General features: G+C 56.8%; 12 protein-coding genes. 9 read left to right on the forward strand and 3 right to left on the reverse strand.

The features are described from left to right. The first annotated feature begins 31 nt into the window (after positions 1-31). From infB to ACWGXE_RS02015, 9 genes are all read left to right on the forward strand, one after another. A complete protein-coding gene (infB, locus tag ACWGXE_RS01975; protein ID WP_447600909.1) occupies positions 32-2,671 on the forward strand; it encodes a translation initiation factor IF-2 in 2,640 nt (879 codons plus the stop codon). Further along, positions 2,668-2,949 carry a DUF503 domain-containing protein gene (locus tag ACWGXE_RS01980; protein ID WP_447600911.1) on the forward strand — a complete coding sequence of 94 codons (282 nt, stop codon included), beginning with the start codon at positions 2,668-2,670 and terminating at the stop codon, positions 2,947-2,949. The genes infB and ACWGXE_RS01980 overlap by 4 nt, the downstream gene beginning before the upstream one ends. Before the next feature lie 10 nt (positions 2,950-2,959). Then, positions 2,960-3,367 (forward strand): 30S ribosome-binding factor RbfA, encoded by a 408-nt coding sequence (gene rbfA, locus ACWGXE_RS01985; protein WP_447600913.1) that lies wholly within the window; start codon positions 2,960-2,962, stop codon positions 3,365-3,367. Beyond that, entirely contained in the window at positions 3,367-4,371 is a 1,005-nt protein-coding gene (gene truB / locus ACWGXE_RS01990) for a tRNA pseudouridine(55) synthase TruB (RefSeq protein WP_447603845.1), read from the forward strand. The genes rbfA and truB overlap by 1 nt, the downstream gene beginning before the upstream one ends. A gap of 22 nt (positions 4,372-4,393) precedes the next feature. Further along, the gene (gene rpsO / locus ACWGXE_RS01995) at positions 4,394-4,663 is read left to right on the forward strand and encodes a 30S ribosomal protein S15 (protein ID WP_447600914.1); all 270 of its coding nucleotides are present in this window, start codon (positions 4,394-4,396) and stop codon (positions 4,661-4,663) included. Between the two features lie 227 nt (positions 4,664-4,890). Further along, positions 4,891-7,008 carry a polyribonucleotide nucleotidyltransferase gene (gene pnp, locus ACWGXE_RS02000; RefSeq protein WP_447600916.1) on the forward strand — a complete coding sequence of 706 codons (2,118 nt, stop codon included), beginning with the start codon at positions 4,891-4,893 and terminating at the stop codon, positions 7,006-7,008. Positions 7,009-7,013: 5 nt separating this feature from the next. Beyond that, positions 7,014-8,270: a M16 family metallopeptidase gene (locus tag ACWGXE_RS02005; RefSeq protein WP_447600918.1), complete on the forward strand. Its 1,257-nt coding sequence runs from the start codon at positions 7,014-7,016 to the stop codon at positions 8,268-8,270. A gap of 360 nt (positions 8,271-8,630) precedes the next feature. Then, positions 8,631-9,155: a hypothetical protein gene (locus ACWGXE_RS02010; RefSeq protein ID WP_447600920.1), complete on the forward strand. Its 525-nt coding sequence runs from the start codon at positions 8,631-8,633 to the stop codon at positions 9,153-9,155. A 47-nt stretch (positions 9,156-9,202) separates the two neighbouring features. Further along, a complete protein-coding gene (locus ACWGXE_RS02015; protein WP_447600922.1) occupies positions 9,203-9,868 on the forward strand; it encodes a hypothetical protein in 666 nt (221 codons plus the stop codon). A 72-nt stretch (positions 9,869-9,940) separates the two neighbouring features. Here ACWGXE_RS02015 and mutS read toward each other — a convergent pair whose 3' ends face one another. Genes mutS through tsaE form a run of 3 tightly spaced genes read right to left on the reverse strand, consistent with a single transcriptional unit; the run spans position 9,941 to position 13,450 of the window. Then, on the reverse strand, positions 9,941-12,604 hold the full coding sequence (gene mutS, locus ACWGXE_RS02020) for a DNA mismatch repair protein MutS (protein WP_447600924.1): 2,664 nt from the start codon (positions 12,602-12,604) through the stop codon (positions 9,941-9,943). Further along, positions 12,597-12,941: a LapA family protein gene (locus tag ACWGXE_RS02025; RefSeq protein WP_447600926.1), complete on the reverse strand. Its 345-nt coding sequence runs from the start codon at positions 12,939-12,941 to the stop codon at positions 12,597-12,599. The genes mutS and ACWGXE_RS02025 overlap by 8 nt, the downstream gene beginning before the upstream one ends. Further along, complete coding sequence (gene tsaE / locus ACWGXE_RS02030) at positions 12,938-13,450, reverse strand: tRNA (adenosine(37)-N6)-threonylcarbamoyltransferase complex ATPase subunit type 1 TsaE (protein ID WP_447600928.1); 513 nt, start codon at positions 13,448-13,450, stop codon at positions 12,938-12,940. The genes ACWGXE_RS02025 and tsaE overlap by 4 nt, the downstream gene beginning before the upstream one ends. Between the last annotated feature and the right edge of the window lie 32 nt (positions 13,451-13,482).

The raw sequence follows: 13,482 nt of genomic DNA on the forward strand, positions 1-13,482 counted from the left end.
TCCTCTAGAGGAGCGAGGCGAACTGAGCGCAATGCGTGTGTATGAACTAGCAAAAAAACTCGGGATGGAAAATCGGGATCTCATTCCGGAACTCAAGCGGCTCGGGATCGCTGTGGCGTCGCACAGCAGCGCGCTCGATGATGATGCGGTTCGTCTGGCCCTTGAGAAACTAAGTTCCAGACCGAGATCCACCAAGGCGGAAGACGCCGGCGCATCGCAGGAAGGCTTCGGGCATGGTCAAGATGGAAAACGGCCGGCAAAGGGCAGGGACATGGGAGGTCCTCACGAACCCTCCGCAAGAGCGCACGGCGTCCAGCCGGACGAATCCGCCAAACCGGATAAGAAGAGAATTCTGATCAAGAAAAAACGAGAAGAGGGTAACGAGGAAATTGCGCCGCTTGTGGCGACGCCGGAGCCAAGCCATGCCGCCTCCTTGTTGAACCAGCCTTCGCGGCCGCCGTCCGTTCAACCTATCGTTCCGCCGATTCCGACCGAGCCGGTTGCTTCCCTTACCACAGAGCCTCCCGCTGCGGAAGTCAGCGCTCCAGAGGTCGTTCCGCCTTCCGTGACGGTAGAAGCCAAGGTGCCGGCGACCCCGGCGACCCCGGCGCCGCCGAAGTCGGCAGCCATGGATACCCTGGCGCCCGTCGGAAAGAAGAAGAGCTTTTCCATCGAGAGCTTGGAGGCCGAAGGGCGCGACAAGGCGAAAAAAGCTCGGAAGGGACCGCGCCAGCGTGAAGAAGAGGATATTCGATTCCGCGACGATGCCACCCGCTGGCAGGATCTCCGGGCGATTCCGGTTCAGCGGCGCGAGGATCGATCCAAGCATGCACACCATAGTCCCCCTACAGAAATCACGAAACCGAGGAAGAAAAGCGTGAAACTGACGGCCGGTGTAAGCGTGAAAGATTTTGCAGAGTTGATCGGTCAGCGTCCTACGGAAATTGTGAAAAAATTGATGGATATGGGGCAGATGGTCACCTTTAACCAGCCGATCAATCTTGAAGCGGCGGCCTTGATCGCCGAGGAATATGGGGCGAAGGTCGAAGTGGCGGTTGAAAAAGCCGGAGAGGAGTTGCTTGAAGAGGCGGTGCGCACGGAGGGAGAGGAAGATTTGCAACCCCGTCCGCCAGTCGTGACGATCATGGGCCATGTCGATCATGGAAAAACGTCGCTGCTTGATGCCATTCGAGAGGCGAAGGTCGCGGAAGGCGAAGCGGGCGGCATTACTCAGCATATTGGCGCTTATACAGTCAGTGTACGAGGTAAGCAGGTCACATTCCTGGATACCCCTGGACATGAAGCCTTCACCGCCATGAGGGCCCGAGGTGCAAAGGCGACGGACATTGTCGTGCTGGTCGTGGCCGCCGATGACGGCGTGATGCCCCAAACGGTCGAAGCGATCAATCATGCCCAGGCGGCCAGCGTGCCGCTGGTCGTCGCCATTAATAAGATCGATAAGCCGGGCGCCAATCCGGACCGGGTGAAAAATGCCCTGTCCGAGCATGGGCTGATACCGGAGGCCTGGGGGGGAGAAACGATCATGGTGGAGGTCTCCGCCAAGCAGAAAATCGGGTTGGATCAGTTGCTGGAAATGATTTTGCTGCAGGCCGAAGTGTTGGAGTTGAAGGCGGATCCGACGAAGATGGCAAAAGGGCTTGTCATTGAGGCGAAGTTGGAGCGGGGGCGCGGCCCCGTCGCGACCGTGCTGGTGCAAAACGGGACTTTAAAGGTGGGTGATGCCTTCGTGGTCGGAACGTTCAGCGGGAAGGTCCGTGCGCTCAATAACGACACCGGCACCAAGGTTGCGGAAGCTGGGCCCTCTATCCCGGTGGAAGTCATCGGCCTACCCGGTGTTCCGCTTGCAGGAGACCCGTTCATTATCGTGAAAGACGAGCGGATGGCTCGTGACATCGCCGAGGCGCGGGCGCAGAAACAACGGGCTGCGGAGTTGGCCGGATCAGCCAAGGTCAGCCTTGATGATCTGTTCGCCAAGATTCAGGAAGGAGACGTCAAGGAGCTTCCGATCGTGATCAAGGCCGATGTGCAGGGATCGGCCGAAGCCTTGGCTGCGGCGGTGGAAAAGATGCCGGGCGGAGCCGTGAAACTGAAGGTCATGCATAGCGGCGTCGGCGGCATCACGGAAACCGATGTCCTGCTTGCGGCGGCATCCAAGGCGATCGTGATCGGCTTCAATATTCGCCCCGAACCCAAAGCCGCAGCGCTGGCCGAGCACGAAGGGGTCGATATCCGGCTGTACAACATTATCTATGACGCCTTGGCCGATATTAAGGCCGCCATGGAAGGCCTCCTGGAGCCGACGTTGAAGGAGCGTGTCCTTGGGCGGGCCGAAGTCCGTCAAGTCTTTACGATTCCCAAGGCGGGCGTGGTCGCCGGCTCCTATGTGCTCGATGGAACGATTACCCGCGCGAGCGCGGGCGCCAGAGTCATTCGAGATCATGTTGTGGTTTACGACGGGAAGTTGGGTTCCCTTCGAAGATTCAAAGACGACGTCCGCGAAGTTCAGCAAGGCTATGAATGCGGGATTACCATTGAGAACTTCAATGACATCAAGGCCGGCGACGTCATCGAAGCCTATGTCATCGACAAGATTGCCGCCAAGCTTGAGACGGCCGGTCGGTCCTCAACGCCGCAAAGCCAACGGGCATGATCGTTGGTGTCTGTACCGTTGAATTATTCATTCCTGAAGGTCATTCCCTGAAAGGAAAACGACAGGTTCTTCAGAGTCTGAAGAATCGGTTGCGCGAAAAGTTCAATCTCTCGGTGGCGGAAGTCGGCGAGCAGGATCTGTGGCAAAAGTCGATCCTGGGGTTGGCTTGTGTGGCCAATGAATCGGCTCATGTCAATCAAGTGTTGGAGCAGGCGCTCAACGTGATCCGGGGGATCCCGACGATCGAACTGGTGCGGTCCCGAATTGAGTTACTGTAGCGGGTTTTTCATGTCCAAGACGACCTATAAACGGGCCGAGCGGGTGGCCGATCAGATCCGTATGGAAGTGGCGGATATTTTGATGCGCCGTATTAAAGATCCGCGCGTGCGTTCCGTCACGGTGACCGACGTGGAGTTGACCAGCGACCTTCGGCTTGCCCGGGTCTATGTCACGACCATGGAGCGAGATGAAGCCGAACGGCAGGTCTTTGACGGGCTAGCGAAAGCAAGCGGATTCATTCGGGCGGAATTGGGCAAGCGCCTGTCGTTACGATATTTACCAGACTTATCGTTTATCAAAGATATCAGCGGCCCGAGAGGCGATCGCATTCTTCAGTTGTTGGACAGTCTGCATGACTCAGCCCAGGAATCGCCGGCCTCACCGGCTGATTCCGTGGAGACCCGAACGGATTCGTGATGATTGCTATTAATCTACCGTCCGAGAGCAGTTTAGTCGGCGACGGTGTCCTCAACATCAACAAGGAAGCGGGATGGACCTCGCATGACGTGGTTGCCCGTGTGCGGAGGTCATTGCGTGGCATTAAGATCGGGCATGCGGGAACCCTCGATCCGGCGGCGACCGGCGTCCTGCCGATTTTGATCGGGAGAGGGACGCGCATCGCAGAGTATTTGCTTCATTGGGATAAGGAGTATCGAGCCGTTCTTCGCTTGGGCGAAACGACGGACACGTTGGATGCGACGGGGACTGTCCTTGATCGCCGCTCCTTGGATCAGGTGACCGAGGACGATATCCGGCAGGCGGTTGGGGCGTTCAAGGGGCGGATTCAACAAGTTCCTCCCATGTATTCAGCGGTAAAAATCCAAGGGGTTCCACTCTATAAGACCGCTCGAGAGGGGCGAATCATCGATCGGACAGCGCGAGAGGTCGTCATTCAGGAACTCCACATCGACCGTATCGACGGCCGGGATATTCATCTTCGTGTCCTCTGTTCGAAAGGGACGTATATTCGGACCCTCTGTGCGGATATCGGAGCCAAATTAGGCGTCGGGGGACATTTATCGGCATTAGAGCGGAGTAAAGCGGGGCCGTTGACGGTGGAGCGATCCATCACGGTGGAGGAATTTGAGCGGCAGTTGCAAGCCGGCAAAGTGAGTTCGTCGATGATGCCGATTGATGCCGCTTTGGCGGGATTCCCTGCCTGCCGCATCGGTCCCGAAACCGCGCGTACTGTGTTGCACGGTGTGCCGGTGCCTCTCAACATGGTCATGAATTGGGATGGTCAGCCCGACTGCCACAAGCTGCAAGAGGAGCCGATTCGTATTAAAAATATGGCGGGGCAGCTTCTCGCGATAGGCAGTCTCCGCGGGACAAACGATCTGAATTCTGGAGGACAACTCAATGAGCGGATCGCGATTAGGAAAGTATTGATGTCACAGGAAACCGCAACGTGCGTGTCATGAAATCAAAAAAGGAGAGGACAGTATGGCCTTGTTGAAGGAAGCCAAGGACGAATTGGTCCGGCAATATCGGCAACATGATCAGGATACCGGCTCGCCGGAAGTGCAAATTGCGATATTGACGAACCGCATCGGCTATCTCACCGACCATTTCAAGCTTCACAAAAAAGATCACCATTCCAGACGAGGGCTCCTGCAATTAGTCGGGCGTCGCCGCCGTCTGCTGGACTATCTCCGCCGCATCGACGAAGCACGGTACCGGTCCACCATTGATCGTTTACGGATTCGTAAATAACCGCTTCCCTCGGCGCCTTGCGCCGGGGGCGATAGTGTTCCGCCGCGCAGGTGAACACGGATATGGACTCACCTTAGCCCAATGATGAATTAGGAATGAGGAATGGGAATAGAGAGCGCCGGCTTCCGGAGAACAATTCCTCATTCCAAATTTCTAGTTCCTCATTTCTGTACAGTGAGTCTATTTCTGTGGGCATCTGTGGGGCATAATCAAGAGGAGACCATGAGATGGCACACATAGTTGAGTTGGAATTGGCCGGTCGCCGGCTGAGGTTGGAAACGGGACGCGTTGCCAAGCAAGCGGACGGAGCGGTGTGGGCTTCCTATGCCGATACGGTTGTGCTGGCGACCGCCGTGGCATCCCAGAATGCGAAGCCCGGCATCGACTTCTTGCCGCTGACCGTCGATTATCAAGAGAAGGCCTATGCGGCGGGGAAAATCCCCGGCGGATATTTCAAGCGTGAGGGGCGGCCGTCTGAGAAAGAGGTGCTGACCAGCCGCCTGATCGATCGGCCCCTGCGCCCGCTGTTCCCAGAAGGCTACTACAATGAAACGCAGGTCATCGCGTCGGTGCTTTCGGCTGATAAGACGGGATCATCGGATGTGATCGGCATTACCGCGGCATCGGCCGCGCTGGCGATCTCATCTATCCCGTTCGGAGGCCCGGTCGCCGGTGTGAAGGTCGGCCGCGTCGACGGCCAGTTTGTCGTCAATCCGGACATGGATCTGCTTGATCGCAGCGATCTACATTTGGTCGTGGCGGGGACGGCGGACGCTGTCATGATGGTCGAGGCCGGCGCCAATGAATTGCCTGAGGCGACCATGCTGGAAGCGATCCAGTTGGCTCACGCCGAAATCAAAAAAATCGTGGCCAAAATCGTCGAGCTTCAGGCCATGGCCGGCAAGCCGAAACGGATCGTTCCGGTGGAAGACATCGATTCAACATTGGCCGGTGAGGTGCGCGTATTGGTTGCCAATCCGATCCGTGAAGCCATTCTCATTCCGAACAAAACGGCCCGGCAGGAACGACTCGATCAGATTTTGGCCGAGGCGGTTGAGAAGTTTAAAAATGACGACCCGCATCGCGAGCGCCACGTCCGGCTCACGTTCCATTCGCTTGAATATACGGAAGTGCGCAGCATGATCCTGGAGCGCGGTGTGCGCGCGGACGGGCGAGGCCCGTCGGACATCAGGCCGATTACCTGCGAGGTCGGCGTGTTGCCACGGACCCACGGGTCGGCATTGTTTACGCGCGGCGAGACACAAAGTCTGGCCGTTGTGACATTAGGGACGACGGAAGACGAACAGCGAATCGACGCGCTGGAAGGAGAATATTCCCGCACGTTCATGCTGCATTACAATTTCCCTCCGTTCAGCGTCGGAGAGGCCAGACCCCTACGCTCGCCGGGACGCCGGGAAGTGGGGCACGGCGCGTTAGCCGAGCGGGCGCTGAAGTGTATCGTGCCCGCAAAAGATAAGTTTCCTTATACCCTTCGCATCGTGTCGGACATCCTGGAATCCAACGGTTCGTCTTCCATGGCGACCGTGTGTGGTGGGACGATGGCCTTGATGGACGCCGGAGTGCCGATCAAGGAGCCGGTGGCCGGTATTGCCATGGGTCTGATCAAGGAAGGCGAGCGGGTCATGGTGCTGTCCGATATCCTCGGTCTGGAAGACCATCTAGGGGATATGGATTTTAAGGTGACGGGAACCAAACGCGGGGTTACCGCCCTGCAGATGGATATCAAGATCGGCGGGATTACCGCACCTCTGATGCAGGAAGCGTTGGAGCAGGCCAAGGCCGGGCGTTTACACATCTTGGATCGGATGCTTCAGGCGTTGGGCGCGCCGCGCACGAAGCTTTCACCCTTTGCGCCGCGGATTTTCCCGATGAAGATCAAACAAGACAAGATCCGCGATGTCATCGGCCCAGGCGGGAAGACAATCCGCGGGATCATTTCCGAAACCGGCGCCAAGATCAATGTCGAGGATACAGGGGATGTGACGGTGGCTTCATCTGACGAGGCCTCCGCGCAGAAAGCGATCGAAATGATCAAGCGGCTCACCGAGGAAGTCGAAGTCGGCAAGATCTATCTCGGGACGGTGCGCAAGATCATGGATTTCGGCGCTTTCGTCGAGGTGCTGCCCGGTACGGACGGGCTCGTGCATATCTCGCAGCTGGCACATCATCGCGTGAAGGCCGTCTCGGACGAAGTAGCGGAAGGCGACCAGATCATGGTGAAGGTTCTTGAGATTGATAAGCAGGGAAAGATCAGGCTCAGCCGCAAGGAAACCATGCCGGCTCCAGCTCCTGCCGCCCCCAAAGAACCCACAACCGCAGGGTAAATGCTGTGTATCGCAAGATCGTCCTTGATAACCGCCTCCGCATCGTGGCCGAGCATATTCCCACACTCAAGTCGGTCACGATCGGCATTTGGGTGAACGTCGGTTCGCGGGATGAACAGCAGGGGGAAGAGGGGCTCTCCCATTTCCTCGAACACATGTTCTTCAAGGGGACCAAACGGCGGTCCGCTACACAAATTTCACGCGAGATCGATGCGCTCGGCGGTGAAATGAACGCCTTCACTACCCGCGAGACCACGACCTTCTACGTCAAAGTTCTGGATCAACAGCTTGAAGCCGCGCTCGAACTGCTGTCGGATCTTTTCTATCGCTCCCGTTTTGATTCAAAGGAAGTGGAAAAGGAAAAACAGGTCGTCCTGGAAGAAATCCGGATGGTCCAGGATGATCCGGAAGATCTCGTGCAAGAGCTACACATGAAACACATGCTTCGCGATCACCCGCTCGGGCGGCCGATTCTCGGGAATGCGACGCGTGTCGAAAACCTTGATCGTAAAGATCTGCTGGCCTACATCCGAGCACACTATGATCCGCGGCAAACCGTCATTGCCGTGGCCGGTAATTTCAGCTGGAAACGGCTCGAGCAGCTTTTGTTGCGGTGTTTCGGTGGGGGGCGTCCCGCCACCGGGGTGATGCCTCACCGATGGCCGCCTGAAGTATCTCCTGGATTATTGGTTCAAAAGAAGGCCTTGGAGCAGGTTCACCTCTGCCTCGGCCTTCAGGGCGTCGCCGCGGGACATAAAGATCGATACGCGGCTCATGCCTTGAACGGTGTCTTAGGCGGCAGTGTGAGTTCACGCCTTTTCCAAGAAGTTCGGGAAAAGCGAGGACTGGTTTATTCCATTTACTCATTCCTCTCGACCTATTCCGACGGAGGAATGATTACGATTTATGCCGGAACGCGTCCGCGCGAAGTTGAGCGGGTCATTCAACTCGTGCAACGTGAACTGAAGCGCATGCGGTCGAACGGCGTGGAAGCGAAGGATCTGGCCCGCGTGAAGAACCAGATGAAAGGAAGTTTAATGCTCAGCCTGGAAAGTTCACACAGCCGGATGAGCAAACTTGCCAAAGATGAGCTTTCCCAAGGCTGTCATGTGTCACTCGAGCAAATGGTTGGCGAGATCGATCGAGTGACGACTGAACAAGTGTATCGGGTCGGCCGTGAACTGCTGAACCTCGATCAACTCTCCATTACCGCGCTTGGGCCCATCACACCGAAAAATCTCCAGGATTTTTCTCCGCAATAGCGGTTATTGCCGGACGTCAAAGAGCCGGCTTTAGGACCGCTATTCCCGCCGAGGTAACCGCTGCGATCGTCAGTCTAAGTCATTGACAGAACGATGCTTTATCCTATTACGATACAAGGAAAACAGGAGAAAACATTTCCTTGACACAGTTTCCTGATTTCAGTACGATGAGCGCGTTTTTACCGCGTGGATACGTATTCTCTGACTCAAAGAGAGGAAGTAAGCAGGGCGAAAGGGGGTGTCGAACGCACTTCCTCTGCTGGGGCGTTCTCTCAAATGTATGTATTTTTGAACTCTTGCTTGTTTTGTTCTTTTAGGGTTTCTTGGTCATCATCATCTTTTCCAAGGAGGGATAGGGTTATGAATAGGGTCGTAGCAGTAGCCGCTTGCGCAGTGTTCTCTGTGGTCGGCTTCCTGACGGCCGGATTGGTCGCTGCAGCCGATGATCCCCCAGGTAAAGTAACAGGGCCGGCCGAAATCACGACTGGTGGAGGTAAGAACTTCAAGGGGGAGGCTGTTAATACTCTCAAGGGCCGTGTGTGGTCGCAGTGGGCCGACAATCCGGACAGCGAAATTCTCTTCGGCATCCAATACTGGAACACCGCTGAACCAGCCTCGGGCACCCCAGCGGGTCGATCATCTACCCAGATGGACGTGAAGCCGCCGGATCCCTTGTTTACGTGTTGTGCTTGGGGTTTCGTCGGGGGAACTGATAAGAACAATCCCTATTCAGGCTGGTACCATGCCGCAACGACCGTTCGTTTGGCGGTAAAGGATAAAGCCCTGATGGATCAAATCATCAAGGCATCCCAGGATTTGGTCGCCATGGAAGTCACGCTTGACGGGCGGACGATCACGGGATTTAAAGTTTTGAAGGCAGATTAATTGGCGTCCACTCCTAATCATTCATAGCTTTCTTTTGAGGAGGATACATGATGAAGCTTCATAAGCAGGGCTGGGCCTTCATGGCTGCCGTGGCTTTGGTAGTGGGGTTGTCCTCCACTGCGCTGGCCATTGAAGCCTTTCAAGAACGGTTCGAATGGGGAGATATGAGCAAGCCGACCACGCTGCAAGGGCGCGTTATCATCCTTGACCCGTACGATGAAGCGGTGTGGATCAACATCGCGGTGTTCGGCGGCAATGCCGAGAGCGGTCTGTTCTGGCAGAAGATCCATCCCGGCAAGAATGTAAAGTTCTATGCAGCCGACAAGAATGTCTGGGAGCAGTTGAAGTCGATGGCCCGCCCGCATGCGGGGCCAGCCGCGGCGAAGGAAGTGCCGCCCGCTTCGGCTACGACGCTCGTTGAGTTCACGGCTCAGGAGACGGAGCAGAACCATCGAGTCATCACGGCAGTGAAGAAGCTCGATGAGAATGCTGGGTCCATTGGTCATCCTCGCAGCATCAGTTCCTTGCGCTTAAAGGACTGTGTCGGCAAGGATGAGATGGACAAGGGATGTGCGGCGGCTAAGCAGGCGTTGAACACAACTCCAAAGGGTGAGGGTACGCTCCCATTGCAGTATGATGTGATGGCTCCAAGTGGGAAGCCATTGGCTGGGTTGGTTCCCTGGACGGCGCAATACAACACCGGTAAGCACTGAGTCGAAGCGTTCAAACGCTACGGAGTTTCGCGGAAAGGCGGCGTCCATTGGACGCCGCCTTTTCTTTTTGAGCTACCCCGAGGAACTCTCTTCTTCATCGATCTCCAGACGGCGCCGGATGTCGGCCAGTTTATTCAGCGCGTCGAGCGGCGTAAGCGAGAAGATATCGAGCTGCCGGACTTCCTCAAGCAAGGGATGGGAACGGGGAGCCGAAGGATCAAACGAGAAGTGTTGTTGGGCCGGTTCCCGGATCGGAATGGTGGTCGGTTGCTCCAGCTGAACAAGTACCTGTTGTGCTCTAAGAATGACAGCAGGCGGAAGGCCGGCCAATTTCGCCACATGAATCCCATAGCTTCGATCCGCGCCGCCCGCCACGATCTTTCGCAAGAATAAAACCTCGCCATCCCGCTCCTGCACTGCAACGCGATAGTTGCGGATGCCTTCTCGCAGCGTCTCAAGTTGCGTCATCTCATGGTAATGGGTGGCAAAGAGCGTCCGTGCGCCAAGCCGTTGGGTATCCTGAATATACTCGGCCACGGCCCAGGCAATGCTCAGCCCGTCATAGGTACTAGTCCCCCGCCCAATTTCATCGAGAAGAATCAAACTATTCCGTGTCGCACAATTCAGAATCTGGGCGGTCTCCGTCATCTCAACCATAAATGTACTTTGGCCGGCGGCGAGATTATCGGACGCGCCGACCCTGGTAAAGATGCGGTCTACCAGGCCGATGCGGGCCTCTTTGGCCGGTACAAAACTTCCGATTTGAGCGAGAAGCGTAATCAGTGCGACTTGTCGCAGATAAGTACTTTTTCCGGCCATATTTGGTCCCGTCAGTATCACCAGACGATGATCCTGGAGGTTCAAGCGGGTGTCATTGGGCACAAATCCATCGAAGCCATCCAATTGTTCGACGACCGGGTGTCTGCCTTCCGCGATGGCGATCGAGCCCGATTCATCGACGATCGGACGGACATATCGATTGAGCGCGGCTGCTTCGGAGAGAGCCGCCAGCACGTCCAGCAGAGCAAGCCGCTCGGCGATCTTCTGAAGCCTCGCCGATTCGCATGCCAGGCGCCTGCGCAAGCTTTCGAAGAGTTCGTGCTCGAGCGCTTTGAGCTTTGCTTCCGCTCCGATCACGCGTTCTTCGAGTTCTTTGAGTTGCGCAGTGGTGAACCGCTCTGCATTGGCCAGCGTTTGTTTACGGATGAAATCGGCGGGGACCTTTGAGAGGTGCGGTTTGGTAATTTCGATGTAATAGCCGAACACGTTATTGTAGCGCACCTTCAAAGAATCAATGCCGGTGCGTTGGCGCTCCTGCGCCTCCAGTGAGGCGATCCATCCCCGGCCTTCGCGTCCGGCCTTGCGGAACTCATCGACGCCGGGATGATAGCCGTCCTTGAAGAGATTGCCGTCCCGGCTGGAAATCGGCGCTTCCGAGAGTAATGCCCGCTCGATCAGATCATAGATATCCGTCGCGAAATCCCAGGAAGACCGGATATCTTTCAAGAGCGAAGCCGCCAGCCCATCCAGGCAGCCCACTATTTCGGACAGCACGGAAACGGATTGGCACAGAGCGACGAGATCGCGCGGAGTCGCGACACCGAGCGAGATTCTGCTGCTCAAACGCGAAATGTCTTGGACGGTCCGTAAGCAGGACCGCAAGGCCGCGCGGGAGGCGTGATGCTCTTTGAGTTCGGCGACGGCGTCCAATCTCAATTGAATCGAAGCGCAGTTCAGGAGAGGACGCAGCACCCATTCCCGCAGCAGGCGGGTTCCCATGGCCGTCACCGTATGATCCAGCACGCTCAAGAGAGTACGGTCCCGATGCCTCGCGGCAGGTTCGGTATTGTGAATCGTCCGGACCAGTTCAAGATTGTGAATCGTGGCGGCATCCAGAGCCATCGCATCCTGCGCGCGGCGTACTTTCAAGCAAGTAATATGGTCGAATGTGGATGAGGGCTGGCTTTCGTACAGGTAGCGGAGCACCGCTGCCGCCGCTTCAATGCCCAATGACAAAGACGCGCAGCCGAAGCCGTCAAGCGAATGGAGTTTGAAATGTTCAAGTAAGAAGCGGCGGGCTTCGTGGAAGCGGAACCAGGATGCCGGCCGTTCGTTGAGGCGAGGACCTTTGAGGCCGTTTAACCACTGTTTTGCGTCCGGCGGGGCGGCATCCGAGAAGAGCAACTCCTTCGGTTCGATCCGCGCCAATTCATCGGTGCAGCCGGCGATGGCCTGCTTTCCAAAGAATTCTTCCGCATAAAAAGAGCCGGTGGAGACCTCGATAACCGCGAGTCCGATGACACACACTCCTGGACGCTCGTTTGGTGAAGGGTGTGTCGCCACAGCGGCCAGAAAATTGGCCTGTGAGGGAAGTAGAAATTCACCGTCAACCAGAGTGCCCGGAGTATAGAGACGCACCACTTCCCGGCGCACCAGCCCTTTGGCCGCGGCCGGATTTTCGACTTGTTCGCAAAGAGCCACCGTGCGCCCCGCCTTGAGCAGCTTGGCGATATAGCCGGTGGCTGCGTGATACGGGACGCCGCACAGCGGAACCGGCTGCTCGGAGTTCTTATCACGGGAGGTCAATGCGATCGACAGAAGAGCGGATGCTTCAACGGCGTCTTCATAGAACATTTCATAAAAGTCGCCCACGCGAAAAAATAAGATCGCATCGGCACATCCCTGCTTGATGTCGCGATATTGGCGCATCAATGGGGACAGGTCGGCCTCACCCATTGGACTGGTCCTCGGAGAACGCGGAGGATGGGGAAAATTCGGATGGGTGGGCGGCTTTGTCTAAGGACTGCCTGAGTCGTTCGAGATCGACTTCCGCTTCCTGCAAGGCTTTTGTCTTCCGTCTCAATTCGATTCGTCCCCGAATCCATGCGGGGAACAGAAGAATACCGGAGACGAGGAGACCGATACCAAACGCGGCGAGGATCGGCTTATAGATCGGCGTGGAAGCCGAGCGTAGCCCGAAAAAATATCGGAGGGTGACTTCCTGCTCTTGATTCTGCAGAAAAAACGACAGGGATAGCAGCAGGAGGGTTCCGACAAGAACGAGCCGTATCACGACCGGGGCCTCCGGGGAGAGGCGGATTGTACACGCTTCCGGGATGGATGGCCATCGGCAGGCACGGAATCGAATGCGGAACGGAGAGCTCTTAAGAGGCGGACAGACAGGGGCCCCAGGGCTCTTAATGAAGCGGCACGCGATCGCACGGTGCGGTGTTCCAGCCGGATTTCCAATCTGTCATGCGGGAGAGACCGGGGAGCCTTGTCCGCCCATTCGATTGCAGTGACCGTCGCGTCGTCAAAATATTCGTCGAGGCCCAATGACAATATGTCCTCATCGGATTGCATGCGATAGAGGTCGGCATGGACCAAAGGGAGACGCCCCCGGTAGGCCTGGATCAGCACAAAGGTAGGACTGGCCACGATGTTCGGGTCGGCTCTTAACCCTTCTGCAATCCCTTTCACCAAGGTCGTCTTCCCTGCTCCCACGAGGCCGTATAAGGCAAGGACTTCTCCACCCAGAAGCGCCTGACCGATGGCGCGTCCGAGGCCGAGGGTTTCGCCCATGGATCGTAATATCTTCTTCCAGTGCCAAGAGC

Source organism: Nitrospira sp. Nam80 (assembly GCF_965152575.1).

Bases quoted from the DNA above. Each gene is read 5' to 3' on its own strand.
- infB (WP_447600909.1), top strand. From the start codon at position 32: ATGCGTGTGTATGAACTAGCAAAAAAACTCGGGATGGAAAATCGGGAT.
- ACWGXE_RS01980 (WP_447600911.1), top strand. From the start codon at position 2,668: ATGATCGTTGGTGTCTGTACCGTTGAATTATTCATTCCTGAAGGTCAT.
- rbfA (WP_447600913.1), top strand. From the start codon at position 2,960: ATGTCCAAGACGACCTATAAACGGGCCGAGCGGGTGGCCGATCAGATC.
- truB (WP_447603845.1), top strand. From the start codon at position 3,367: ATGATTGCTATTAATCTACCGTCCGAGAGCAGTTTAGTCGGCGACGGT.
- rpsO (WP_447600914.1), top strand. From the start codon at position 4,394: ATGGCCTTGTTGAAGGAAGCCAAGGACGAATTGGTCCGGCAATATCGG.
- pnp (WP_447600916.1), top strand. From the start codon at position 4,891: ATGGCACACATAGTTGAGTTGGAATTGGCCGGTCGCCGGCTGAGGTTG.
- ACWGXE_RS02010 (WP_447600920.1), top strand. From the start codon at position 8,631: ATGAATAGGGTCGTAGCAGTAGCCGCTTGCGCAGTGTTCTCTGTGGTC.
- ACWGXE_RS02015 (WP_447600922.1), top strand. From the start codon at position 9,203: ATGATGAAGCTTCATAAGCAGGGCTGGGCCTTCATGGCTGCCGTGGCT.
- mutS (WP_447600924.1), bottom strand. From the start codon at position 12,604: ATGGGTGAGGCCGACCTGTCCCCATTGATGCGCCAATATCGCGACATC.
- tsaE (WP_447600928.1), bottom strand. From the start codon at position 13,450: ATGGGCGAAACCCTCGGCCTCGGACGCGCCATCGGTCAGGCGCTTCTG.